The organism is Vibrio sp. BS-M-Sm-2 (genome assembly GCF_041504345.1).
GTDB lineage: Bacteria > Pseudomonadota > Gammaproteobacteria > Enterobacterales > Vibrionaceae > Vibrio > Vibrio satsumensis.
Genome location: NZ_CP167895.1, coordinates 123935 through 149847, shown reverse-complemented (window position 1 = coordinate 149847; position 25913 = coordinate 123935). Strand labels below are relative to the sequence as shown.

At 44.9% G+C, this 25913-nt stretch carries 25 protein-coding genes; 10 read left to right on the top strand and 15 right to left on the bottom strand.

Going from position 1 to position 25913, the window contains the following annotated elements; genetic code table 11:
* Window positions 1-96: 96 nt before the first annotated feature.
* The gene (locus AB8613_RS16800; RefSeq protein WP_372385289.1) at window positions 97-1431 is read right to left on the bottom strand and encodes an MATE family efflux transporter; all 1335 of its coding nucleotides are present in this window, start codon (window positions 1429-1431) and stop codon (window positions 97-99) included.
* Between the two features lie 211 nt (window positions 1432-1642).
* Window positions 1643-4015 carry a phosphoenolpyruvate synthase gene (gene ppsA / locus AB8613_RS16795; protein WP_372385288.1) on the bottom strand — a complete coding sequence of 791 codons (2373 nt, stop codon included), beginning with the start codon at window positions 4013-4015 and terminating at the stop codon, window positions 1643-1645.
* Between the two features lie 178 nt (window positions 4016-4193).
* Between ppsA and AB8613_RS16790 the strand changes: the two genes are divergently transcribed.
* The gene (locus AB8613_RS16790) at window positions 4194-5027 is read left to right on the top strand and encodes a pyruvate, water dikinase regulatory protein (RefSeq protein WP_372385287.1); all 834 of its coding nucleotides are present in this window, start codon (window positions 4194-4196) and stop codon (window positions 5025-5027) included.
* Window positions 5028-5168: 141 nt separating this feature from the next.
* On the opposite strand, the gene grxB is transcribed toward AB8613_RS16790, so the two are convergent.
* The 3 genes from grxB to AB8613_RS16775 form a co-directional block, all read right to left on the bottom strand.
* Entirely contained in the window at window positions 5169-5801 is a 633-nt protein-coding gene (grxB, locus tag AB8613_RS16785; protein ID WP_372385286.1) for a glutaredoxin 2, read from the bottom strand.
* Window positions 5802-6147: 346 nt separating this feature from the next.
* Window positions 6148-6309: a hypothetical protein gene (locus AB8613_RS16780; protein ID WP_009846296.1), complete on the bottom strand. Its 162-nt coding sequence runs from the start codon at window positions 6307-6309 to the stop codon at window positions 6148-6150.
* A 163-nt stretch (window positions 6310-6472) separates the two neighbouring features.
* On the bottom strand, window positions 6473-7453 hold the full coding sequence (locus AB8613_RS16775) for a Gfo/Idh/MocA family protein (protein WP_372385285.1): 981 nt from the start codon (window positions 7451-7453) through the stop codon (window positions 6473-6475).
* Between the two features lie 209 nt (window positions 7454-7662).
* Between AB8613_RS16775 and AB8613_RS16770 the strand changes: the two genes are divergently transcribed.
* Both AB8613_RS16770 and AB8613_RS16765 read left to right on the top strand, forming a co-directional pair.
* Window positions 7663-8145 (top strand): N-acetyltransferase family protein, encoded by a 483-nt coding sequence (locus tag AB8613_RS16770; RefSeq protein ID WP_372385284.1) that lies wholly within the window; start codon window positions 7663-7665, stop codon window positions 8143-8145.
* A 2-nt stretch (window positions 8146-8147) separates the two neighbouring features.
* A complete protein-coding gene (locus AB8613_RS16765; RefSeq protein WP_372385283.1) occupies window positions 8148-8921 on the top strand; it encodes a murein L,D-transpeptidase family protein in 774 nt (257 codons plus the stop codon).
* A 42-nt stretch (window positions 8922-8963) separates the two neighbouring features.
* Here the strand turns inward: AB8613_RS16765 and AB8613_RS16760 are convergent, their stop codons facing one another.
* The 3 genes from AB8613_RS16760 to AB8613_RS16750 all read right to left on the bottom strand — a co-directional run bounded on the left by AB8613_RS16760 (window position 8964) and on the right by AB8613_RS16750 (window position 11387).
* Window positions 8964-9701, bottom strand: a complete 738-nt coding sequence (locus tag AB8613_RS16760) for a sulfite exporter TauE/SafE family protein (protein WP_060981690.1) — start codon at window positions 9699-9701, stop codon at window positions 8964-8966.
* 160 nt (window positions 9702-9861) lie between these two features.
* Window positions 9862-10581: a glycerophosphodiester phosphodiesterase family protein gene (locus AB8613_RS16755; protein WP_285955101.1), complete on the bottom strand. Its 720-nt coding sequence runs from the start codon at window positions 10579-10581 to the stop codon at window positions 9862-9864.
* A gap of 203 nt (window positions 10582-10784) precedes the next feature.
* Window positions 10785-11387: a 2OG-Fe(II) oxygenase gene (locus AB8613_RS16750; protein ID WP_108020116.1), complete on the bottom strand. Its 603-nt coding sequence runs from the start codon at window positions 11385-11387 to the stop codon at window positions 10785-10787.
* Window positions 11388-11757: 370 nt separating this feature from the next.
* Between AB8613_RS16750 and AB8613_RS16745 the strand changes: the two genes are divergently transcribed.
* Complete coding sequence (locus AB8613_RS16745; RefSeq protein WP_146492709.1) at window positions 11758-12546, top strand: MBL fold metallo-hydrolase; 789 nt, start codon at window positions 11758-11760, stop codon at window positions 12544-12546.
* 129 nt (window positions 12547-12675) lie between these two features.
* On the opposite strand, the gene AB8613_RS16740 is transcribed toward AB8613_RS16745, so the two are convergent.
* Window positions 12676-13104, bottom strand: coding sequence for a RimK/LysX family protein (locus tag AB8613_RS16740; protein WP_017631356.1), 429 nt, complete (start codon window positions 13102-13104; stop codon window positions 12676-12678).
* 32 nt (window positions 13105-13136) lie between these two features.
* On the bottom strand, window positions 13137-14042 hold the full coding sequence (gene rimK, locus AB8613_RS16735; protein ID WP_019824669.1) for a 30S ribosomal protein S6--L-glutamate ligase: 906 nt from the start codon (window positions 14040-14042) through the stop codon (window positions 13137-13139).
* Window positions 14043-14644: 602 nt separating this feature from the next.
* Here rimK and AB8613_RS16730 point away from each other — a divergent pair.
* A complete protein-coding gene (locus AB8613_RS16730) occupies window positions 14645-16429 on the top strand; it encodes an SgrR family transcriptional regulator (protein WP_372385282.1) in 1785 nt (594 codons plus the stop codon).
* 129 nt (window positions 16430-16558) lie between these two features.
* On the opposite strand, the gene AB8613_RS16725 is transcribed toward AB8613_RS16730, so the two are convergent.
* Entirely contained in the window at window positions 16559-16984 is a 426-nt protein-coding gene (locus AB8613_RS16725) for a MarR family winged helix-turn-helix transcriptional regulator (RefSeq protein ID WP_146492711.1), read from the bottom strand.
* A 102-nt stretch (window positions 16985-17086) separates the two neighbouring features.
* Between AB8613_RS16725 and AB8613_RS16720 the strand changes: the two genes are divergently transcribed.
* From AB8613_RS16720 to AB8613_RS16710, 3 genes are all read left to right on the top strand, one after another.
* Window positions 17087-17392, top strand: coding sequence for a DUF3861 domain-containing protein (locus AB8613_RS16720; RefSeq protein WP_146492767.1), 306 nt, complete (start codon window positions 17087-17089; stop codon window positions 17390-17392).
* A 204-nt stretch (window positions 17393-17596) separates the two neighbouring features.
* Window positions 17597-18379: a hydratase gene (locus tag AB8613_RS16715; RefSeq protein ID WP_372385281.1), complete on the top strand. Its 783-nt coding sequence runs from the start codon at window positions 17597-17599 to the stop codon at window positions 18377-18379.
* A 235-nt stretch (window positions 18380-18614) separates the two neighbouring features.
* Window positions 18615-19973, top strand: a complete 1359-nt coding sequence (locus tag AB8613_RS16710; protein WP_372385280.1) for a Na+/H+ antiporter NhaC family protein — start codon at window positions 18615-18617, stop codon at window positions 19971-19973.
* A gap of 90 nt (window positions 19974-20063) precedes the next feature.
* Here AB8613_RS16710 and AB8613_RS16705 read toward each other — a convergent pair whose 3' ends face one another.
* Window positions 20064-20627 (bottom strand): cysteine hydrolase family protein, encoded by a 564-nt coding sequence (locus AB8613_RS16705; RefSeq protein WP_372385279.1) that lies wholly within the window; start codon window positions 20625-20627, stop codon window positions 20064-20066.
* Window positions 20628-20716: 89 nt separating this feature from the next.
* Here AB8613_RS16705 and AB8613_RS16700 point away from each other — a divergent pair, with 89 nt between their 5' ends.
* Window positions 20717-21673, top strand: a complete 957-nt coding sequence (locus tag AB8613_RS16700; RefSeq protein WP_372385278.1) for a GlxA family transcriptional regulator — start codon at window positions 20717-20719, stop codon at window positions 21671-21673.
* Between the two features lie 106 nt (window positions 21674-21779).
* Complete coding sequence (locus AB8613_RS16695) at window positions 21780-22850, top strand: helix-turn-helix domain-containing protein (protein ID WP_372385277.1); 1071 nt, start codon at window positions 21780-21782, stop codon at window positions 22848-22850.
* 20 nt (window positions 22851-22870) lie between these two features.
* On the opposite strand, the gene AB8613_RS16690 is transcribed toward AB8613_RS16695, so the two are convergent.
* The 3 genes from AB8613_RS16690 to AB8613_RS16680 form a co-directional block, all read right to left on the bottom strand.
* Window positions 22871-23884, bottom strand: coding sequence for an alpha/beta hydrolase family protein (locus AB8613_RS16690; RefSeq protein WP_372385276.1), 1014 nt, complete (start codon window positions 23882-23884; stop codon window positions 22871-22873).
* Between the two features lie 125 nt (window positions 23885-24009).
* Window positions 24010-25170 carry a multidrug effflux MFS transporter gene (locus AB8613_RS16685; protein WP_372385834.1) on the bottom strand — a complete coding sequence of 387 codons (1161 nt, stop codon included), beginning with the start codon at window positions 25168-25170 and terminating at the stop codon, window positions 24010-24012.
* Window positions 25171-25492: 322 nt separating this feature from the next.
* On the bottom strand, window positions 25493-25873 hold the full coding sequence (locus AB8613_RS16680; RefSeq protein WP_065105314.1) for a hypothetical protein: 381 nt from the start codon (window positions 25871-25873) through the stop codon (window positions 25493-25495).
* Window positions 25874-25913 lie beyond the last annotated feature (40 nt).

Here is a 25913-nt window from a genome sequence, read left to right as displayed (position 1 = left end):
TTGCAGGTTATCTAAAAAGCAGAGCGTCATCGCCCTGCTTTGATGTCGAATTAAATGTTCTTTGGAGATTGCTTGGTTGATGAGCTCCCGAATTGCCTATTTGGCTAGCTTAGCTTCCACTTGCCCAAGTGCGCGTTGGTACATAAACCATGCACACGTACCGGCAAATACATTACCTATCATGGCACCCCAGAACAGGCCTTCAATTCCAGCCAGATGAGAGCCAATCCATAAGCAAGGCAAGAAGAAAGCGAACAGACGCAGTGCTGAAATTGTTAATGCGGTATAAGACTTACCTAGGGCGTTCGAAACCGACACCATAAGCATGCAAATACCCAAAGGACCAAGGCTGATTGGGACAATCATGAGGTGATAGTTGAGGATTGTGGTCACTTCGCTGTCGCTCGTCATTAATCCTGCTAATCCACTTGAGAATACCCACGTAACAAGCGCAATAACGACTTGAAAGCCAAGCACAAAGGTTGCGGCAATCTTGATCAAGCTGCGAATATCAGTCAGGTTCTTTTCTCCCAACATGCGACCAACCATTGGTGGCATCGACATGGTCAATGCAAGCACCGCAACAATCGAGAAGAATTCAAAACGTGAACCTAGCGCCCAAGCTGCAACGGCAGCGGTGCCATAGCCAGCAAGCAACTTAGTGGCGAACATTGATGAAACCGGAGGCAGCAACTGACTGATCATCGCAGGCCCCATGATGTTACCAATGGATCGAACACTCTTGCCGATGTTGAGATCGTGCCAATCGAATGTCATCCAATGCTTCTTAGTCACCTTAGGAGCAACGATAAAGATACCCGCAGCGAACGCCAAGATGGTCGCAATGGCGGCTCCATTGATGCCCATGTCGAGAGTAAAGATGAAAATCGGGTCCAATATCAAGTTGATGATACTGGTCGCGATCATCATTGAACCGGGCAGCATGGTATTACCATTGGCACGACACACACTGTAGAAGAAGTAGAGCAGCGCACCTGTCCAAGAGCTGACTAGCCAATAGATCCAATAAGAATCAATGATTGGCAATACCGTCGGTGGCGCATCCAACAACTGTAAAATTGGCCCACGCAGCAGATAGATGATGACGGAGAAAAGCGCGACACTCACACTGCCCATCGCAACCACCAATCCACCTAGCTGCTTGGCGTAGCGTATTTCGTTAGCACCAATTGCACGAGCAATTACTGCTGTAGTCGCAATGCCTAACCCGACTTGAATACCAATGATGATCATCTGTATTGGAAGCGTGAAGCCTTGAACAGCCAGCGGTAGCACGCCCAGTTGGCCAATAAAAGCACTGTCTACAAGCTGGAAGCTCATTAGGGAAAGTACCCCAAACAGCATTGGCCATGTCATGGTATAGAGTTGTCGGCCAAGTGAAGGCGTGGGAGTTGCGGTAGTAGAATTCATATTAATCTTATTGGTCTTGAAGATAGACTCACAGGGGTAAATGTCGAGCTGTGAAGAATTGTGTAAAGGATAACGTAAGGTCAGCGCGATACCAATGTTTGTTATGATAGGCAGGTTATCTTTGTTGGCTTTCGGTGAACAAAAAAGCCAGTCGCAATGACTGGCTTTGTAGTGTCTACTTTTCGTTGTATTTACTTGTTTGCGCTAAGCGTTACTTGTTCGCAACGTTACCAAGCTTCAACCACGTGTCGATAACCGTATCTGGATTCAACGAAACAGAGCTGATGCCTTGCTCCATTAACCACTCAGCTAGGTCGTCGTGGTCAGATGGGCCTTGACCACAAATACCCACGTACTTACCTGCTTTAGCTGCTGCATCGATTGCCATTTTCAGCATCGCTTTAACTGCTGGATTACGCTCGTCGAATAAGTGCGCAACGTCACCTGAATCTCGATCTAGGCCAAGTGTCAGCTGTGTCATGTCGTTCGAACCAATAGAGAAGCCATCGAAGTACTTCAAGAACTCATCAGCCAAAATCGCATTGGATGGCAGCTCACACATCATGATGACTTTCAGGCCTTGGTCACCGCGGCGAAGGTCGAACTTAGCCAGAATGTCGATAACTGATGCCGCTTCGCTTGGAGTACGAACGAATGGAATCATGATTTCAACGTTCTTAAGACCCATTTCGTTGCGAACGCGTTTGATCGCTTGAGTTTCTAGCTCGAAACAGTCTTCGAATACTGGTGAGATGTAACGAGATGCGCCACGGAAGCCCAGCATTGGGTTCTCTTCATGCGGTTCAAACGTTTTGCCACCGACTAGGTTGCTGTACTCGTTCGACTTAAAGTCAGACATACGTACGATCACACGTTTAGGCCAGAATGCAGAAGCGATAGTCGCGATGCCTTCGGTCAGTTTGCTTACGTAGAAGTCGATAGGATCTTTGTACCCACGAATACGTTCGCTGATTTCCGCTTTTAGCTCGTCAGTTTGTGCATCGAAGTTTAATAGGGCTTTCGGGTGAATACCGATCATCTTGTTGATGATGAACTCTAAACGAGCAAGGCCAACACCTTCGTTTGGTATCTGTGCGAAGTCGAAGGCGCGATCTGGGTTACCCACGTTCATCATTACTTTGGTTGGCAGCATTGGTAGCTCATCAACTTCAGAACGTTTGATTTCGAAGTCGAGCTCGCCTTGGTAAACGTAGCCAGTTTCACCTTCAGAACATGACACTGTCACGGTGTCACCGTCGTTTAGGTTACTTGTCGCTGTACCACAGCCAACGATTGCAGGAATACCGAGCTCACGAGCGATGATTGCTGCGTGACAAGTACGGCCGCCACGGTTTGTCACAATCGCAGACGCTTTCTTCATCACAGGTTCCCAATCTGGGTCTGTCATGTCGGTTACTAGTACATCGCCTTCTTGAACCAGTGACATTTGGTCTAGTGAGTCAACCAAGCGAACAGGACCTGATCCGATACGTTGACCGATAGCACGGCCTTCAACTAAGACATCAGCCTTGTTGTTTAGCTCGTAACGCTCGATGACGTTTTGGTCGCTTTGAGAGCATACTGTTTCTGGACGAGCCTGAACGATGTAAAGCTTGCCGTCGATGCCATCTTTCGCCCACTCAATGTCCATTGGACGTTGGTAGTGCTTCTCGATGATCATCGCTTGTTTCGCTAGCTCTTTGATCTCTTCATCGTTCAGCGAGAACTCGTTACGCTCTTGAGTGTCGGTGTCGATAATATCAACTTGCTTGCCGATCTCTTGATTGGTTGAGTAGATCATTTTGATCAACTTAGAACCAAACGTCTTTTTAACGATAGGGTAGTGACCCGCTTCTAGCATTGGCTTATGAACGTAGAACTCATCTGGGTTCACAGCGCCCTGTACAACCATTTCACCTAGGCCCCAAGAAGAAGTGATGAACACTACTTGGTCGAAGCCAGACTCAGTATCAAGGGTGAACATTACACCTGAAGAGGCTTTGTCTGAGCGAACCATGCGTTGAATACCCGCAGACAATGAAATGCCACGGTGGTCAAAGCCTTGGTGCACACGATAAGAGATAGCGCGGTCGTTAAACAGAGAAGCGTAAACATGCTTGGTTGCTTCTAGTACCGCATCGATGCCTTTCACGTTAAGGAAGGTCTCTTGCTGGCCTGCGAAAGAAGCATCTGGAAGGTCTTCTGCGGTTGCAGATGAACGCACAGCTACAGACAATTCTTCGTTGTCTTCAATTAGCTCGCGGTAGTTATCACGGATGTCTTGCTCTAGTGATTCTGGGAATGGAGCTTCTAGAACCCATTGTCGAATCGTTGCACCTGTCTTCCGCAGTGCATCAACGTCTTCAACATCAAGTTCATCAAGTAGTTGGTGAATGCGCTCATCAAGACCCTTGTAATCAAGAAAGTCGTTAAACGCATAAGAGGTGGTAGCAAAACCATTTGGTACAGAAACACCAGCATTGGATAGGTTAGAAACCATCTCGCCCAGTGAGGCGTTCTTACCGCCGACTTTGTCGACATCTTCCATGGATAGGCCATTGAACCATAGGGTATTATTTTGCATTTATTTCTCCAGAAACATAGCAAGCATTGTAGGGATTTAAAGGCAAACGATTACGTATCAGTTTAAAAAAATGTAAATTATTTTCTAAAGCTGTGGGGGACGTAATAGTCAGCAGGGTTTTGTTATATATATTATGGTACCCATCCTACTCAAAATAATTTTAAATATTAAATAAAAAATGCAAATTGATATCCAAAGTCGTGATGTATTCTATGTTTCTGATGGAACGGCCATAACATGTGAGACTTTAGGGCATGTTGTTCTAGGTCAATTCCCTTTCAAAGCCAATGAAAAAACCTTTCCGTTTGTGGAAAGTGAGGACAAACTTTCTGATTTATTAAAAGAGATCGAAATTTCGTATCGTGATAATGGAGTCGAACCATTAGTGTTCTTCTCAATCGTGATTCCAGATATCAAGGCCAAGCTGCTTGAAGCGCCAGCGCACTGCTATGACGTGTTGGAAAGTATCGTTCAGAAGGTTCAGGATGATATTCAGATGGCACCAGCGCCTAAACTGCAACGTTCACGCAGTGTGAACAAAGATTCGGTTAAGTATTTCGACCGTATTGCTGCGATTGAATACACACTCGCACACGATGATGGCATCACGCTCAAAGGGCTAGAAGAAGCCGACATCATCTTGCTTGGGGTATCTCGAAGCGGTAAGACACCAACAAGCTTGTACATGGCGATGCAGTTTGGCTTACGCGTAGCAAACTACCCATTCATCCATGATGATTTAGCGCGCTTGAAGCTACTGCCTGAGTTTGAGATATACCGACACAAGCTGTTCGGTTTAACCATTGATGCAGAAAGGCTGACGGAAATCCGTGAGAACCGTTTAGCGGGCAGTGAATACGCGAGTGATTCGCAATGTTTGTATGAGCTACAAACGGTAGAGGCGATGTTCCGCCGAGAAGCGATACCTTACATCAACACGTCTTCATTATCGGTTGAAGAGATCTCGACACGAATCTTAGAGCGAACTGGTTTGAGAAGGCGCCTGTTGTAGTAACAAGATCTTGGTGTAACAAGAGCTTGGCGTAAAAAAAGGCTTAGTCAGATCGAAAGAATGGGCAGCTAAAAGAAAATCGAAGCTAGCAGGGCAGTACCTGAGAGCTTCGATTTTTTGTTTGTGCTAGCTGCAATCGCTCTAGCGAAGTAAAGAGAGCTTCAGAGTTTCGCTTTGCTTCTCTAACCAACGTTCTAGCGCTGGTGGCCATGTGATGCTTGGCTCTACGCAGAAACCGCGCAACATAGAGAAGTACACTGCTTGGTCGATAAGAGGCTGTGATGACTCACCATTCTCTAGATCCAGTAAGAGCTCGGCATCTTTCAGTAATGGGTTAATCAGTTGAACGAACTGAGGTGTCTTTTCTAAGAGCTCTTGAAAGTTAAAACCTTCAGTCTCTTTACTGGCACGCCAAGCTTCTTTGGCTCCTGGAGAGCGATATTCAGCCAAGTCGAGGTTACACCAGCGTGGGCGTCCAATCTGTTGAGTTAGCGGGAATGCGCGAGCTTGGAATACAGTAACTTGCTCTGATGGCACACGCTGCTCATCGCTTGATTTCAAATCCAAGAAGTACGCGATGATATCTAAGCTCTCAGCCATGATAGAACCGTCGTCTTTTTGTAACACAGGCACCATCTTTTTGCCGATCAAATCGATAAGGGTTTGGGCATCATCATAATCCACAGAAACAAGTTCGATGTTTAAGCCTAGAGATTGAGCGATGTAGGCTACTCGTGCGCAGAAAGGGCAGTGGTCGTAAATATAAAGCTTCATAGCTTCCTTTAGTTCAGGTAATTACAAATATAAGATGATGCTAATGTACCAGAAAGTCTTGCAAATACTAAGCTTCAATAGACGCTAAGTCTCAATAAACGTTAAGCACCAATAAACTGTAGGCATTAACAAACAACAAGTACTTGATGCAAATAGTCTTTGATTCATTCAATTGTCTGTTGGAGCTAGTTTTACTGCAATGAGTAAACTAATGGGAGGCTGGTAAGGGATTGTAGGTATAAAAAAGGCCCTGGCTGTTCACTCTAATGCAGAAGAGTGAAATCAGCCAAGGCCTCAATTTTGTTACCTTTAGCAGAGTGACTACTAAAAGAGCGGAGCGGTTAGACTATGCTTTTTTAAGGTCTTTTGCAGGGTAAGTAAGCGTCATTATTGCGCCTTCTACTGTTGTAACGTGAACGTAGCCGCCACCAGCACTTAGGCCAATTACTACCATTTCACCTAGCTCAACACCTTTTGTTGCTACAACGCGATCATCAACTGAAAACACTTTACACACCTTCAATAAATTAAATTAATACGATAGATATCGAACGCGGATTTAAACAGATGGTACCCCAATCGACTAATCCGGTTGTTTGTCGTAAAGATTAAATTTAGTTATGCATAAATCGGTATTTATTAAAAATCAGCTGGTTACCCTAGCAGTGATGTTATTTATCGGCTGGATAAACGACACCGACTTGCTGACGCATCTCTGTAATTAACTTTGCAACAGTTAAAGCGCGTTGTTGGGCGTGAGCTTGAGTTTCTTTATCACCCTCAATGCAGCTTACAAAGCCTTGTGCTTCATAACTCATTGAGTTCTCGCTTTGTGCTTGAGTGAGGTTTTCAATGCTGCCATCACGGTAGCGGATCTTAACATCAGTACATTCAGCGATGTGATCGATGATGATTGCTCCTTGCTCGCCTTGGATCTCGCTTGGTGCGTAAGAGTCGCTGACTTTGGAGTGAGCAAGCGTCACGTCAAACTCAGGATACTGGAAGATCGCACAACCATGCGCATCCACACCGGAATCAAGTAGCTTTGCAGAAGCCTGTGCATTTTTGGGTTTGCCAAATAGCGCGACTGTCGCGGCAACACAGTAGAAGCCAATATCGACTAATGAGCCGTTAGAAAAAGCAGGATTGAAGGTGTTTGGGTTCTCACCGTTTAGGTATTTTTGGTAGCGCGATGAATATTGGCAGTAATTGATGTGTGCCTTATGTACCTTGCCAATCTTTTCTAACCCAAGTTGAACTTGCTTAAAGTTCGGTAGGAATTGAGATTTATACGCCTCAAACAACACTACACCGTTTTGCTGAGCAACCTTAAACATTCGGGTTGCTTCATCAATATTCGATGCGACAGGCTTCTCACAGATGACATGCTTGCCGTTTTCCATCATGAAGATAGATTGCTCGCAATGCAGCGAGTTTGGTGAAGCGATGTACACGGCTTCAACAGTTTTGTCATTTGCCAATGCGTCGAGTGAATCATAAGTTGTTTCAACGTCAAATTCTTGAGCGAACTGTACCGCGCTGTCTAGGTTTCGAGAGTAAACCGCAGCAAGTTGCATCGATTGAGATTCGTGAGCAGCTTGAACAAACTTTTGTGTAATCCAATTGGTTCCAATTACAGCAAACTTAATCATAGTGGTATCCAGTTGTTAGCGTATTGATTCTGCAGAGATAGTAGCACTCAACGCCTAGCAATGTGCCCGAGATTTACGGAACAATTTCCCCAAATTTAGTACCTAATATTAATAATCAGCCTTCACTGAGCGTCTGGGTTGATCAGTGTAACGGTGCACAACTAAGCCATTTTTGCTAAGGTATTATGGAATTCAAATAAGGTAATAATATGCAAATCCGGACCGCCAAGGTAACTGATATTAGCTCGATCTTGGAGCTCTCTGAGCAGATAAACCGTCAACATCATCTAGGTGCGCCTATGGTGTTTGCACCAGTTTCACAGAGCCAGGCCGATAGTGAAGAGTATTGGTTAGGCTTAATGCTTGATCCGGTTGGTGCTTTCTTTGTTGCTGTTGATGATCAGCAGGTGATCGGCTTTTTAGCGGGGAAGGTAACGCAGAACAAAGGTGTCAGTTTCATTCAGTCTCACAAGGTGGCAAGAGTTAATACGATTGTGGTGAATGATCAGACTCAGAGCCAAGGTGTCGGTAGAGCATTAATGAAGTCATTCAATCAATGGGCGCAAGCGAGTGGCGCGATCGAACTTCGATTGGAAGTGATGGAGTTTAATCAGCAAGCTCAGGGTTTTTATGAGTCGTTGGGGATGGAAACCCAGTCACGAACCATGTCCATGCGTTTTGAGGAGCTCTAACGGTGCATCTGTTTTTGCCTTTATCACTGTGTTTACTGTTTGTGACTTCGAGTGTATACGCTGAGAAGGTTGTCGTTGAAAAGATCGTATCTGACGCGACGGCTATCGAAACTATCGTATTTGAATCGACATCTGCTCACTCTCAACGTGTCTCGACTTCTTCCTCTAGTTCAACCTCTTCAGTGAGCTCAAACTCCAAACATGTGATTGTAGTGGATAATGTTCTCAAAAGTGATTCTGGTGAACAAGTTGCTCAGCTATCTCAAGGTTCATCTAAACGTTCGCCTCAAAGTTCCTCTCGACAGTTTTACAACGTACCGGATATCGATTCTGAGGTAGATTCGTTGTCGCAAGTGGTCACCTTGGTCAAAGTCGATAAATCGAAACGTAGGATGTATCTGCTTAAAGGCGAAAAGGTGATTCAGGAGTTTCGTATTGCGCTAGGCAAACAACCGAAAGGGCATAAACGCTTTGAAGGGGACAACCGAACGCCGGAAGGGACATACCAGCTCGATTATGTGATGGAAGAGTCGGACTTTTATCGCTCAGTACATATTAACTATCCGCAACCTTCAGATATGCAATGGGCAGAGCAAAATGATGTTGATCCTGGGGGGAACATCAAGATCCACGGTATCAAAAATGGTGAGCGTCGTTCGCCTAGTTTTATTCAAAGCTTTGATTGGACGGATGGCTGTATCGCATTAACCAATCAAGATATGGATGAATTTCTCCAACTTGTAAAAATGGGTACCCCTATCCATATCGAATGGTAGGTATCGGTACCCAATTTTCCTGAACAGCACCGCTAGAGCCAGTTACAGCAAGACTCGACCTGCACTGAATATCGCAATCACGATGAGCAGGGCAATGGTGACTGGTTTGAACTTCGCTCCGCCAAATCTCTCGAACAGTTTAGAACCGACATAGCCGCCAAACATGCTACTTGGTAGGAGTGCTAGAGTAAGCCAGACCACATCACGGTCGACTAACCCCGCGATAGATGCCGATACAAACGCACTGGAATCTGCCAACACAAAGAACGCAATCAGGCCTGCTCTGGCAATGTGGGGTGCGACTGGGCTTGCCAATGCATGCGTGCCAATCGGAGGCCCTGACATTGAAGCCGCGCCGTTCATTACACCCGCAAGGCTGCCCAGAATATAGGGAGCAAATCTAGGTTCACTTTTGTACTGGAACCCTTTGTAGATCATAAGTGCAGACGCAAAAATGAAGGCACTAATGATCAAAATTATTGTATCTTGGCTAACAGACTTGAGCAGAAGTAAGCCGACCGGAGTGAAGGCTAGACAAGGGATAAACACCTTTGAAACCCAGCGCCAATTGACGTGTTTTCGAACCTTCGGTAGCAATTGGATATTGCCCAATAGGTCGATAAGCATGAAAACAGGAACCAGTTCGATAACGGGCACGAATAACGCACTCAACGGCAATGCCACTAAAGTGAAACCGAAACCTGAGAAGCCACGAACAATAGCGGCGAAAATGAAGATTGCCCCCAAAATTGGGAAGATTGGACTAAAAATGAGATCCATAAATTAAGTAACCAATGAAGCTGTCTAAATAGAGCGAGCTAATGAAACCAAGTGAGTAGCGGAATGTACTCCTACTCACTTGTGTTTGCTACCTAATTTTAAGGTTTCCCGAGAGTTAATTTTAAAGTCTCTCGAGGCTGTTTTTGCAGTATTCGCGTGCTCAATTTATAGCGCTAAATTGATTCGGAAAATCAGTGAATACGGCATCGACTTCTGAGATGAGTTTGAAGTGAGATGGATCGTTGACGGTGTAGCACCATGTTTGAATGTTTGCTTCACTGAGCGTATTGAGATCGCTCTGATTTACATGCTCATAGTTCATGTGGCAACTGAATGCTTTAACCTCATTAATGAGCATAAGATCAGCTTGAGTCAGTTGCTCTGTGATCACACCGACGCGGTATCTCGGTAAGTGGCGAGCCATTTCAGCAACCACTTGATGGCTGAAGCTCGATAGTAAGACTTTATCGGTGTCCAAATTTGAGCGAATCAACTCTTCGTGCAGTAAATCAACGACATGAGGAGCTTGATGTCGGCTGTCGACTTTGATTTCGAGGTTGACGCTGAGATCATGTTGCTCAACAAGTGCAAGTAACTCTTCTAGCGTTAGTATTTTTTCTCCCGCGAACTGTTCAGATTTCCAACTTCCAAAATCAAGCTGACGCAGCTCTGCAAGAGTATGCTCGTCGACACGACCCTTGCCATCGCTGCAGCGCTCAAGGGTGTGGTCGTGACAAACCACAAGTTGATCATCCTGAGTCGGTTGAATATCTACTTCAATCCATTTCAAGCCGAGTTTAGCGGCTTGTTCAATGCTTGCTTTGGTGTTTTCTGGGTGAGTGCCTGCTACACCTCGATGACCTACGATGATAGACGACATAATTAATCCTTCTTGAATGCGCATCGTAAATAGTTATTAAATATCACTTTTCTCTTTTACGCTAGATTAATCGTTATATTGATTTGTCTAGAGGTTACTCTGCAAATTGAAGGTGTGCTCTAGTGGCACTGTTTTCGTTGTCCACATTAATGAAAAACCTCTCAATCGAGAGGTTTTAAAGTTCCGGTGTTAAAGACCAATATTTAGTGTGCGATATCGAGTTGGTTGTCTTTCACGCCGTTAATACGGAACCAACCTGCGATACTGAATCGCTCTGTGTTTGTCGGCAGTACCTCGTGTGGGAACTGTTCAGACAAGAACACAAATAGACGACCTGACTTTGGTGGAATGGTCGCGATATGGTTGTCTTTCAGATCGTAAACCACAAGCTCACCTGCGTCTTCTTCTGTCCACTCGTCATTCATGTAGAACACGGTAGTCAGACGGCGGTTCTCATTGCCTTTGAAGCAGTCTAAGTGCTTTTGGTAGAAATCACCTTTTTCGTATTTAGCAAAGTGCGCTTCGTACTCGAACAGACCCAAAAAGAACGCTTGGTTTGCCGCTAAACGAATTTGTTCCATCTTGTCTAGGAACAGAGAAGCTGGCTCGCCCATGTCGCGGCGTACCCACTGAATTTTGTCACTACGAATGGTCGACTCTCGTGTTACTTCATCGTTACGGCCAATCCTAGCCTTTTTCCAGTTCTCTGGAATGCAATCCCTTAATGCCACCACTTCTTCATGCGTTAAGAAGTCATCCCAAACAAAGTAACCTTGGGTAGAAAGAGCATCGATTAGTTGGTTCATGTATAGCACTCAGACAATAAATTAGAGGCGCATATATAGTCCGAATAACTCAGGGCAACAAATCACATGTTTTGTCGTCACGATAAATGGTGTTGGCAGCTTGAATCGTAAGGTTTATAGAGCAAGGTTTACGGCAATGCGGCATTCGATAATGGTGAAAACTACCGGATGAAATAGATGAGTATTTTCGGAATGTGCTTCCATTGTTCTGAGTTGAATTGGATTTTAGTAACGTTGTGGATACCAATAGAAATCTTGATTGGAGCTCTCTATCTTGTTTGAGATTGTTACTTTTAACAAAATGATCACAATTGGCTGTAAGTTTGCTATGGTGTAGGTCTGACCAGTTGGTTTATCGCAAGGAGTGGGTTTGCAGCTGCATACCATTAAAGGCTACATCCAAGATATGTACTTGGTGGAGTATCCTGACAAATTACTGTTGCTCGATGGTGCATGTCGAGCCGACATCCCGCATTTGAAGACTTTCATTGAAACTGAGCTTATGCGTGATTTTTCTGATCTACACACGGTGGTGGTGACGCATATGCACCCAGACCATGCAGGCGCTGCGCATGCACTCAGAAAACTGACTAATTGTTATTTGGTGGCAGCAAACCGAGACAAAGATTGGTATCACGGCATTGATGGTATTTTGATGCACTTGACTGATCTAGCCTTAGCAAGATGGATGGCGAACCGTTTAGGAAGAGCCAAAGCGAACTTGTGGTATTCAAGAAAGTTGAAACCGGACTATAAGCTGTCGGATGGGGATAGTATTCCGGGGTTTGATGATTGGTTGGTTCTAGAAACGCCGGGTCATACCGACAGAGATCTTTCTGTCTATTGCCCATCACATAGCGTTGCTTATGTGGCTGATTTAATGGTCGAGGTTAAGAAGAAGCTGATTCCGCCTTTCCCTATCTTTCACCCTAACAAGTACCGAGAGTCAGTATCTCGTATCTATGACATGCAGCTGGATACTTTGCTAGTGGCGCATGGAGGACAAGTCGATTTTAGTGAGACAGCCTTTGAACACTTATTGATGAGCGCCCCAAGAAGACCTGTGACGCATTGGCGGGTAACCAAAATCAAAGCTAAGAAACTGCTGTTATCGATTTGGCGTTTTGGTTTGCAGTCTCATGGTAAATCCAAGAAATAGATAAGCCAAAGTAAAAAGCAGAAACTAGAAATTAAAGAATAGAACGCAATAAGGCCAGTCATGAGACTGGCCTTATATCGTTGTGACTAGCTTTAGTTATAACCTGTGGAGCGGTTACGATGACTCTGATTAGTGAGTCAGCAGGAATTCACCCGCTGGGTCAACAATCACTTTGTCACTCATGCCTTGACGACCAAGCAACATCATATAAGTCATATCTTGACGGTTGCTTAGCGTGATATCGATAGGCCATTCCTGACCGCCGATTTTTAGCATGGTTTCAATCACACAACGGTGTTCAACTTCGCCGTTAGATGATTTGATTTTCTTGCTTGTTTTCAGTTTCGCCTTGCAGCGCACTGTCTCTTCTAGGTGGTAAACGTCTGGGTGAAGATCGAATTCAACGAAGTTCTCACCGTCTGTTTTTACACATAGTAGATTGTCTACGTGTAGAGAAGAGGTTTTAGCTCCTGTATCAACACGTGTATGTAGTCCAGTTATCCCTAACTCTGGTAAGCAAAGTGCTTCAGTATTCCCTATGATCATTTTATTGTTCATGTTATTTCCAATCATGAGTTAACGGCGTTAAATCAGCCTTTGCCACGAGTACGGTTAGCGTTTGGTTTTGCATTTTTTTCGATGAATTCGAAAATCATGTCTGCTACATCTTTACCAGTCGCTTTCTCAATACCTTCTAGGCCAGGAGAAGAGTTAACTTCCATTACAACAGGGCCATTCTTAGATTGTAGAATATCAACACCACATAGGTTTAAACCCATGATTTTCGCAGCATTGATTGCTGTAGCGCGCTCTTCTTTGGTTAGTTTAACCAGTTGAGCTGTACCGCCACGGTGCAGGTTAGAGCGGAATTCACCCTCACCAGCTTGACGCTTCATTGCCGCGATTACTTTGTTACCAACAACAAAACAACGGATGTCTGCGCCATTTGCTTCTTCAATGAACTCTTGAACCAAGATGTTCGCTTTTAGGCCCATGAATGCTTCGATAACGCTTTCTGCTGCTTTATTTGTTTCAGCTAAAACCACGCCGATACCTTGAGTACCTTCAAGAAGCTTGATAACCAGTGGTGCGCCACCAACGTTTTTGATCAAGTCTTGAATCTTGTCTGGGCGGCTAGCGAAACCTGTTTTTGGTAAGCCAATACCTTTACGAGACAACAGTTGTAGTGAGCGCAGTTTGTCGCGAGAACGACTGATTGCTACTGACTCATTGATACAAAAAGTGCCCATCATTTCGAATTGGCGAACAACCGCAGTTCCGTAAAAGGTAATGGAAGCGCCAATACGTGGAATAACAGCATCGTATTGAGGTAGCTCTTCACCCATGTAGCGAATCTTCGGATTGTTACTCGCGATATCTATATCACAGTGCAGCGTGTCGATAACATCGACCTGGTGACCACGTGCCTCTCCAGCCGCTTTTAAGCGAGAAGTAGAGTATAGGTTTTCGTTGCGAGAAAGAATTGCGATACGCATGGCGTTTCCTTAGTTAATACCTGATTGGTAACTGCAAATAAATTAGTTGTTAGCTGAGCTTTCAGTTTTTCTGAGGCTCTTTGCTTGCTTCGGGGCGAACCTTAAGGCTTTTCGTTTAACTAAGAAAACGAATTAAATTTGTCGAGTCGATAATAGAAATTTATCGAATGCGTGAGCGATTGGTACAGCTGGGTTGAGAGGGGATTTGGAATGGAAAAGCGAGTTGAGACCTAACTCATATCGGGGGTAGGAGCATATTAGGTTGTACTCAACTCGCGTTAACTCGGTGCTTAAAAGTGTACTAATAACGCCAGTTACATAGCTCTATAAGTGTTCGTAGTGCTTCTCTTTCGAGCTTGCTACAGGTGCTTTTTAGCTTATTAAGATAGTATTTTCTCATGATGATTACTTCTCTTGTCTTGGGCTTTGGTAGGAACTCAAAGTTCCTTGCTGACCCATTAATTATGGTTATTTAATAGGAAGTAATAAACAGATGATTTTTTAGATGATTGTTCCTGTTTTTGTCTTTTATCGTCACTTAAAGACAAATGTGTTTTATAATCGGCTTTATGAGGAAGGATTGTTTCTAAAAGGTTCATTATTTGTCTGATCTAAACATGATGCGTTACTACACTCGGCTGGATTTATTTGAGCCTAACATCTCACACTCGGTGACTTTAACTGAGGTCGCAGACAAGCTGTTTACCAGTTTGCGTCATGCACGAACCTTACTCGGCAAGATGCATCAAGCTGAATGGGTGGTGTGGGAGCCAAAAGTCGGAAGGAATCAACGTTCTAACCTGACATTGCGCTTTAGTAATCAACAATTGACGCAACATGTTGCCAGCAAGCTGATAGAGCAGGGCAAGTACGAAAAAGCACTCTCTATTTTGGATAATGACCGCTCAGTGTTTGGCTCTCTTCTCCAAGAAACATCCGGTGCGACGATGCGCGAAGGGTTACTGCACGTCCAATTAACCTACAAACGTAAGTTCGAAGATCTGTTCCCGCATCATATTCACCGCAGTAGTGAACGATTTTTGATCAGGCAAGTGTTCAGTTGTTTAGTGACTTGCAATGGCAAAGGCGAGCTGAAGCCTGAGCTGGCACATCATTGGCAATATGATGCTGAAAAGCTAGTTTGGACTTTCTATCTGCGCCCGGGACTTACTTTCCATGACGGGCAGCTTGTGGATGCTAAGCAATTAGTTTCGATGTTTTCTGCGTTGCAAACTTTACCTTTCTATCAGACAGAGCTCGCCCATGTCGCTTCGGTTTACAGTGAACAACCATTGAGGGTCAGCTTCCAACTCACCAAGGCAGATACCGGCTTTGCTGGTTTGCTTGCTGGCGTTAAGTATTCAATTCAACCTGCTGCCCAAGTGACCCGTGAGCCATCGCCATTAAATTCGGTATCTCATGCTGTTATTGGAACAGGGCCCTTCAAAGTGGTTGAGACCAATAATGAACGTATCAAACTCGCCGCATTTGAACATTATTATGGTTGCCGCTCTTTAACCGATGAGGTGACCATCTGGCAGTTTGAGGAATCAATGACGGGCACTGCTCGCTTCGATGGCAGCCAAATGCAGGTATCGCCTTATGAAGATTCATCTTGCTTCCATCAGTTAGGGAAAAGCGATGCGGAACTTGTTTCTGCAGATACAGACGGCCTTCGTAGCCGAGTCGAGGATGGGTGTCTGTTTATCCTATTCAATCAGAACTCAGCGGCCAGTTTACTAAATAATGAGCAGCGCAAATACCTTTCAGAACTGACCAACCCACAAGCGATCTTGTCTCAGTTGGAACATAACAAGGGTCTGTTTAGTGTCTCTTTAGCTCAAAATATACTGCCAAGTTGGAAGAAATTGTATCGAACGCCTTCGAAAGATGCACAACTGCCACAAAAGATGAGTATTGCGGTTTATGACTATTATGCGTTGTATCGATGTGCGGTTTGCGTATCCGACATACTCAAACGATATGGTGTGGAAGTTGAGGTGAACACCTACAGTTTTCGAGAGTTGGCGGAGCTCTCTCAGAGTGGCGAGTTAAAGGAGGACTTGGTGCTGTGTAACTTGAATCTCGATGATAATGCCCCGTCTTCGCTGTTCTCTTGGATGATGAACGATCCTGTTTTGCATTCTGCTTTAGGAGAGATGAACAGTGATTGGCTCAAGCAGCGTTTGGATAGTCATAAAGCATCCGTTGAACTGCCTAATTACTTGGCAGAGTTAGAACCGATCGCGTCTACTCTGATCTCAGATTATTGGTTAGTGCCTATGTTTCATCACTTGCAGACCGTTCGTTTCCAAGGGATTCTGAAAAACGTGGCCATCACTAACTGGGGATGGCCAGATTTCAAGAATGTATGGTCTGCTGATTAATGCTTACCGAGTAGGATAAAGCGTTTTCAAAGTCGATTTTGGCATGCTTATATCTAGGTAAAACCAAATTCTACAAAAAACGCCACCGATTATTCGATTCGGTGGCGTTTTTTCGTTTTATTTTTAAGATCAGCTCTCTAAGTTCTGCGCCATTTTCTTTGCAATTTTCCTGAATTGCTCTAACTCATCTTCGGCCATGCCTTTGGTCATTCTCTTCAACATGTCTCGGTCTAGATCCGAAACCTTACTCATGACCTCTTGACCCTTATCGGTCAGAATCAATAACTGGCTGCGCTTGTCTTCTGGATTTGGAGACTTTTTCACAAGCTCTTGATTGATCAATGCATTAACTAATCTCGTGACCTGCGCTTTATCGCGGTTTAAGTAGTGCGCGATATCGATAGCCGTACATGGAGATTTCTTAGTAATGATCTTCATGACACGAATGTTCATGGGTGCGATCTCAGAATCCAAGCTCTCAATCTGTTCACTCATTTGACGTTTCAAAGAGTGTACTAAACGAAAGATAGACTCTAACGATGTGTTATCAGACATAAACGATCCTTAGAATATAGTTGACACTATCAACCATTGTATTTATAGTTGATATTATCAACTTAATTGTTCGTGAATTCAAGTTAGGAGACAGTAATGACGATGCAAACAATCACAGGCAAACACAATCACTACCGTATCACTATCGAAGAAGTGAACATCAAGGAAGATCGTGAACTGCAAACCATGCAGTTTGAAATTGAAGATCGAGAAAACATGTTCGCGATTGTAGATAAGCTCAAGCAGGACAGTGGCTTAGATGAGCAATCCGCAACGAGACTAGGTGTAAGTATTCGCTTGCTGGGACCGTTGATGATGCAAGATAGAAAGCACCCTCTGTTTGTAGATTTCATGCCTCACTTCAGAAACTTCATGCAAAATCTTAAGAAGACGCTGAAAGGCGCGTAGCGCTTGTCCGGCAATGACATATTCAAAAAGCCAGCAAACTGATCATCAGGTACTGGCTTTTCTTTTAATATATTGACTTAGCGGTATGTGTTCACTTGCGGGACATGTGACAATAGGCCTTTGAACACTTTATGGTGCAACCATCGCATGAGTGATGCCATTGCCCGAGCCTATTTCTAATCGTTCTAAATTAAACGGTATATTATGACAAGTGTATTTGAGCAGGCGGCTAAAGAGTTGTTAAGCCGTCGCACAGCGGGAATTAAAGCGCCAAGATTAATCGAACAATATCGCCCAACCAGTTTAGATGATGCGTTAGCCATTCAAGAATCCATGATTGAAATTCGCGCAGATAGAGTGGGGGGCTGGAAGTGTCTGTTACCTCTGGCAGAAAACAAATTTATTGTAGCGCCTATTTTCGCTGACAACGTTCAGCAAGGTGAAGTTTGTGAACTGTTCGCAGATACAGGCTCAGTGCCAGGTAAAGAGGTAGCCCGAGTAGAACCAGAAATCGCTTTTGTACTGACTAAGTCTTTGCCTGCGAACTCAAATGGTTACAGCGAAGCACAAATCAATGATGCCATTGGCTCTTGCCATATGGCACTTGAGTTAATTCAATCTCGCTTTGCTGATGACAGTGGTGCAGAGTTTTACGAAGTTTTAGCCGATTGCTTGGCAAACCAAGGTCTGTTTCTTGGTCCTGAAATAGAGAAAGATAAAGCGTTTGCTGCTGCCAAGGTCGAAGTGGCTATAACTCAAGCTGGAAAAGTTCAGGCATTTTCTGGTACTCACCCTAACGCATTAGCTCAAAATCCCGTTTACTGGTTGATCGATACCATGACCAAGCGTGGAGTCAGTTTTGAAGCGGGCGAGGCGATCATTACAGGGTCTTACTGTGGTGTGGTTGAGGTTGGCTTCGACGAGCTAACAACCGTTGCTTATGATGGTATCGGAGAGTACCAAGTGACTTTCACTCAAAAGCGCTAAGTTATTTACAAGCTCTATTGATTAAGAAAGCTGTTCTCTACAACCCTGCTTTTCGCACAGGTGATTGGTTCTCGAAAGGCTATTTACTGGTGAGTAAATAGCCTTTCTATTATGTGATGTTCAATAGAGTTCGTATTACTTTGCATTATATTGGGCGTTTAGACGTCTAGACGTTGACAAGTCCTAAGTGTGACATTAGTCTGCTCTCCTTCCTGTTCTATAGTGTTGTCGTTCCATGTCCAATTCAAAAAATTCTAATGCGGTTATTGCTCCTTCGGCAGTGGCGCTTATCCCTCTGATCGTGTTCCTAGCGCTGTTTATTGGCGTAGGTACGTACCTGTCGTTGCAAGGTGTCGATTTTGCTTTCTATCAGCTTCCAGCTCCGATTGCGGCTTTACCTGCTGTGATGTTGGCGCTGTTGTTGAGCAAAGATAAATTGAACCGTGCTATCGAACAGTTCTTGAGTGGAGTAGGTCACAAAGACATTATCGCAATGTGTATGATCTACCTATTGGCAGGTGCTTTTGCAGCCGTTGCTAAAGCTTCTGGTGGTGTGGATGCGACGGTAAACCTTGGGTTATCGGCGATCCCGACGAGCATGATACTACCGGGTATCTTCCTAATTTCTGCTTTCATCGCAACAGCAATGGGTACTTCGATGGGCACCATCGCGGCGGTAGCGCCTGTTGCACTGGGCATTGCGGATTCTGCTGGCATGAGCATTCCACTGACAGCGGGTGTTGTTTTAAGTGGCGCAATGTTTGGTGACAACCTTTCTATCATCTCTGATACCACGATTGCTGCAACACGCTCGCAAGGCTGTGAGATGAGAGACAAGTTCAAAGAAAATATCCGTATCGCACTTCCTGCTGCACTGATCGCGATTGTTATCTTTGCTTTTAACAGCACTGTAACTCAAGTGCCTGAAACGGGTCCTATTGAGTGGCTTAAAGTACTGCCTTACATCACTATCCTGATTCTTGCGGTATCAGGTATGAATGTGTTCGTTGTGCTAACAATCGGTATCTTATTGGCGGGTGGCGTTAGCTTAGGTTCAGTCGAGAACTACGGTTTAACGGATTACGCGCAAGACATCTACGCAGGCTTTGGCAACATGCAGGAAATTTTCTTATTGTCGATGCTGATTGGTGGTTTGAGTGAACTGATGCGTCGCCAAGGCGGTCTGGCATTCTTGACTAACTTAGTCAGTAGCATGATTCGTGCATTTGGCTCTTCACACTCTAAGCAAGCGAATGGCCGCGCAAGTGAACTGGGTATTGCTGGTTTGGTGTCTATGGTGAACATGTGCACGGCAAATAACACAGTAGCGATTATTGTTTCAGGTAGTGTGGCTCGCCAATTAGCGGAAGAGAACGATGTATCTCCGCGCCGTTCGGCAAGCTTATTGGATATCTTCTCTTGTGTGATTCAAGGCGTGCTGCCATACGGTGCTCAGGTATTGCTACTAGGTTCGGTATTCAATTTATCGCCACTAGAGATCGTGTCTAACTCGTACTACTGTTTTGCACTTGCTATCGTGGCTGTTGTTGCTGTGTTTATCAAACACCCAGCACGCCAAGTGGCTCAAGCTTAGTAAAAATAGATTTTAATGAGAAGGCGCCGTAATCGGCGCCTTTTTTGTATCTACAAGAATTGTTCAGAAGCTGGCTTTTGATTTTGAGCTTTATTTAAGCAGGCTCTCAAGCTCGTTTGCTGTCGCGACATTGCAATAACCAAAGCTCAGTGCAGCCATGAATGCGGCGTGGACATGCGCTGCTGGAACCTTAACGCCATTGAACTCCATGTCTAAGGTTGTGCAAGCATCATGCGCTACGTGGCACTCATAGCCTAAATCGGTTGCTGCGCGGGTCACTGCGTCAATACACATGTGGCTCATCGCGCCAACAATGATCAACCTTTCAACGCCTTGTTCCTTCAATACTTTGTCCAGTTCTGTATCTCTAAAGCTATTTATTTGATGCTTTACGATGACTGGCTCACCTTCTCGCGGAGTCACGCTGCTGTGGATTTGAGCACCGTCTGATTCTGGCAAGAAGAACGGAGCATCATTCGTCGGAAACTCATGACGTACATGAACCACAGGAAGTTGCTTGTCTCTGAAAGCTGATAATAACTGTGCACCTTTTTCGGCTGCTTTTTCTGTTTCAGATAGCGGCCATTTTGCACCTTCGTATGAAGGGAAATAGTCATTTTGAAAGTCGATAAGTAGTAGGGCTGTGTTCTTCATAGTCTATACCTTTGTATTTAGTGTGTTGCGGTGTAGGGATATTATGACTACCCTGTGTTTTTTAACGCACGTCAAAAATGACAGACTATATGGCAATAGTGACAAAATCAGTGAAGGTCGAAATCATCGATTACCCAGGGTCTCTGCAGAGCGCTGTGTTTGGAGTAAAAGAGTTCCTTCAGATGGCGAACAGCCTTGATTCTGGCAATAAAGCGGTTCAGTTTCAGGTTGAGATTAAGCCTTATGGCGACTTATCGGTATCATCGGCTAATTCAGGTGAAGAGTCTAAAGCCGATATCATTTTATTACCGCCCAACCTAGATGGCAGTTACTACCTAGACCGTGATGATCGGCTAACAGATTACCTGATTGACTCTCATCAAAAGGGTTCAATATTGTGCTCAGCGTGCGCAGGCGTGTTCATTCTCGCTCAAACAGGATTGTTGGAAGGGCGAACCGTCACAACGCACTGGCAAGCTCAACAGTTGTTTTCGGAGCTACATACTGGAATCGAAGTGGATATCGATAAAATCTTGATCGATGACGATGACATCATTACCGCTGGTGGTTTGATGTCGTGGATGGATTTGGCTCTGTTTATCCTGACTAAATACACAACGCCGACTAATACACGTAATTTGGGTAAGTATCTGGTGTTGGATACGGGGTTGAGAGAGCAGCGCTACTACCAAAGTTTTGTGCCTAACTACGCTCATGGGAATGACAAGATTGTCTCTGTGCAGCGCTTTATTCAAAAAAATCACCATCTTCCTTTGACACTCGATCAATTGGCGGAAGAAGCCTTCATGACGCGAAGAACCTTCATTCGACAATTTACTAAAGCGACGACCTTGACTCCGATTAACTATATTCAACATGTGCGTGTTCAAAGCGCGTGCGAGCTACTGGAAAGTTCTCACAAACCAGTAGAACAAATCAGCTACTTAGTTGGGTATGAAGACGTTAACAGCTTCCGAAAAGTCTTTATGAAAATCATTGGTTTAACACCATCAAGGTTTCGAGCTAGATTTTTATCAGAGGAATGATTTACCATAGATTGATATTCAATATATATCACTGGTTCGCTCAGTGACTTCGCTAATGAAGTGCTGAAGGGGAAGTGACCTTTTCTCGAACCTAAACGGACTGTTGATGCTTGCCATTCCTTTACCATTTGTCGCGGCGCTGTTGTTATTGATGACAGGTGGGCTGCTTCGATGCCGTTACCCACAAACCAGTCAAAAGCCATTTTGGTTTATCATTCTGTGCGCGTTGATGGTGACGGTAGTGGGCCTTCGGTGGACGTTTGATATTGCGTTGTTTCGCTTCTTACAACCCATTTTTGGTGCCTGTGTTCCTGTGGCGGCTTGGTTATGCTTTGCAGGAGCTCATCGAAGTCAATCCAGTACACATTTGCATTGGCTAGGCCCGATTGCTGTTTTAGTTGGCTCACTTTTCTATGCGCATCTCTGGGCGGGAACTCTTGATGTATTGCTGATCTTTCTCTATCTCGGGTATGGTAGCTTGCTGCTGAAGTCGTCGCTGCGCGTGCCGGAACAAGTGCGGCTGACCGATGTATCGAAAGTGCTGGCTGCTGAAAGAGTTGCAGGTGTAATGCTACTATTTTCCGCCTTAGTCGACGGTGTGCTCTTTTACGATATCTTGCTGTTGGATGCGCAGCACACCCACCTGATTTTATCGCTAAGCTACCTTGTCCTTATTCCCGCCATTGTGTCCGCTGTGATGGTGGTCAGTATGAGCACGCCTGACGAAGAAAAAACCAAGCAGGTTCAGGATTTATCTTCCATGTCACAACGCTCTCCAGAAGAAGTCGACACATCGACTACACTAGCGAGCAGCCTAGATGAAGACCAAGCAGAAGAAACCGCGCAGATCATGGTTAAGTTCGATGCATTAATGAGGGAGCATCAATTATTTAAGGATCCTGATCTGTCTCTCAATCGCTTGGCACGAAAGCTAGGCATCCCAGCTCGCAAGATATCGTCAGCGGTTAACCAAACTCATAATGAGAACATTTCAAAGGTGATTAACGCCTATCGAATTGAGCACGCTAAGACTCTCCTGATGCAAAGTGATGAAGCGATAACTGATATCTTCCTTAGTTCAGGCTTTCAGACCAAGTCCAATTTCAATCGCGAGTTTTCAAGGATAACTGGGCAAACTCCGAGTGAGTATCGAAGTTCGCCGCAAGTGTTAGATTGAGTGTGTTTGCTTTCTGTTTATCAATTCAGAAAGCTAACGATGTCGTTTAAGATCAATTGATGTAGCTGGTCGCGTGATATACCGACGCCATCTTTACAAATAATGCCATCACCTGGCACTTCTTCTTCAAGCATTGGTACTGCCCCAGGTTTGCAGCTTTGAATAAAGCTGAAATGGGTAGCGCTTTCATAGACCTTATAGCGCCTTAAATTAAGAGGCATGTGCTCAGCAATATAGCCAGACTCTAATGCCTGAGGTAGATCCCCAATATCAATCCCAGCCCCCAATATTAAGGTTGGCACTGTAACGTCATTTAAGCTGCCGACTGAGAAGCTGCGAGCAAGCCCTAGATCAAGGCTAACTACACGTTGAATTCGAGGGTCTGAAAGGTCTTTATTGCTTGGCTCTTGGGCTTGGACTTTGGATAGCCCTAACTCCACAGCGAGTCCACAAATTCGTGGGTTCGGGTATACCAAACAATTGGCTTCAAAGGTTGATCTATCCAATCTCGCGCCCGCTAATTGCATTACAGTCCAGCCACCTAGAGAGTGTCCGATTGCGGTAACATTTTCAGCGTTAGCAAATTGCTTCCACGGGGTTTCGGATAACAAGTAGTCCAGAATGCGTGACATATCTTGTGGTCTCTCCCACCATTTCGCCGCTTGCTTCGGGGATTGGTCGAAAGAAGTGGTTCCCGGATGGTCAGTGGTCGCTACGATGTAGCCACGACTCGCCAGTTCGGTCGCCAACCAATTTTGGTTTCGCCAGTTTCCTCGGTAGCCGTGTGATAGCAGTACTACTGGAAAAGTGCCGGATTGAATCTCTCCATCTTTGATGACTTGCGTACCGATGAAGGCTGGATTATCGGCAATCAAGGTTGTGTCTGACGTATCTTGTGTGGGATACCAAATGGCAGTGTTTAGCGGGCGATTAGGATCGTCAGTTAAGGTGACTTGAGTGAATCCGACATCGGAAGCGATGGCAGAAGTACAAAAGGAAAGCAGGGGTGCGAACAGTAAATGTGCCCATTTCATGAGGTTTACTCCAATTGAGGGAATTGGAGCCAATATGCGCTAAAGCCAGTGAGGGCGAGACCTCAAACACGATCGAGGACGCCCTAAATCGTGTTGGAGTACAAACTTAGCTATTTTGGATGTGCCTAATTCAGCTTCTTAGTCACATACTCTTTGTTTCTGACCATCAGCCACATCAAGCCGCCTAGGATTCCCACCGATAATTGAATAAAGCCTAGGTTTTCAATTAACGAATCTGGGCGGATTGAAACCAAAACCATACCAAGTGAACCACAAATCATGCTAAAGAACTGAATCAATGCGACGGCAGAACCTGTGTCATGGTCTTGCTGGTTCAACATTAAGTTGGTGCCAGGTACTCGCATGATGATAACCATCAACGTCGCTGGTGCTGCGATAAACATAAAGAACCAAGGTGACAAACCACCGACTGTCAGCGTAAAGATTCCGGCAATCGCCAGCAGGGAAAAACACGCTGAAATCACTTTTTGAACCGACACTCGGTAGGACAACTTCATATAAAGCGTTGGCCCAAATGAGGCGCACAATGCGTTGAATGCGAAAGCGTAACTGAACTGTTGTTCGGTCAATCCGAAGTCATTGATGTAGATATATGAACCTGCGGCAAGAAAGCCCATTAGCGCCATTGGTGTGATAGAAAAAATAACCAGTAGCTTTATGAATGAGCGGTTTTTCATGACCACGGCCAGTCTTCCCCATGACCGGAAAATAGAGCCTTGGTATTTGCTTTCAAGCGTCTCTCGGTAGCAAAGCGCCAGTACTGATGCGAATGCACCAAAAATAGCGAGAGTGACGAACATCATTCGCCAAGACGCTATTTTCAGCAGGAAAGCACCAAATACAGGCGCAACCATCGGTGCGATGATCACCAACGACATGATAGTTGCCATGATCTTTTCACGTTCTCGGCCGTCATAAAGGTCTTTCACAATGGCGGTTGCGATAACGGTGATGGCACTGCCCGCAAAGGCTTGGAATATACGAGCACCAATCAACTGCTCGATGCTATTGGTCATAGCACATAAGACGCTCGCCACCATATAGCTTGCGATGCCAATGAGTAGAATCGGCTTACGCCCGAACTTTTCGCTGAGTGGTCCCCAGAACAACAGGCCAACCGCATAGGTCACGAAGTAGCTGCTCAGGGTTAGGTTGACCATCGATTGGTCGGTATTGAACACCTCAACCATTTGCGGAAGGGCTGGCAAATACAGGTCGATGGTCAATGGAGGAAACGCACTGATGATGACGAGGAAAAATAGCATACCGGTCTTACCCAGTATTGGTTGTGGTTTCTTCAAGGTATTCCCCGCTATCCAATAAAGGTTTTTTAATGGATGTGATGTTGGCTTTCAGAAGGTTTAAGACACGCTAGACATGAAGGATGGATTCGCTCAAGAACTTGGCGGAAAATCTCTAATGGTTTGTCTTGGTACTTATTGTATTACAAAATATTATCACTCTTATAGTGAACGAGTTCAACCTGTTAGTGGCTAGGCTGGATTGCAATGATGATTGATAGGTTGTAATGCGGATCGATAGTTTGTAATGCTCATCGAAAGCTTGTAGTAGCTGTGAGCTAGCTGGTTATCTTTTCTTTGGGCGCTTTTCTACCAAGCCGTTGCGCTCTAGGCCGCGTCTAACACTACTGCATAGCTTACCAAAACGGCGTAATTCTTCGAAATTAGGGCCTTGGCCGATTGAAATACTGTGTTCCCAGTACATCAATTCACTGTCGACCATCTCCAATAATTTCTTAGAGCAACCAGAGCAGTTTCCTTTCGGTCCACAGATAAACGTCTCCGACTCGTAAAGAGGGAGTTCGTTTTTAACTTCTTCAATTAGATTGAGCATTGCCGAGTTTAAGTCTGGCTTTTTGTCTGTGAGTGGTTTCAAGCTTAGTGCTTGCGAAGCGATCACGGAAGAAGTCGTTGTGTTGGGTTGTATATTCAAAGCAGCTGATGACATATCAAAGGCCTCAAGGAAAGAAGAAGAGGCGAATGCTACT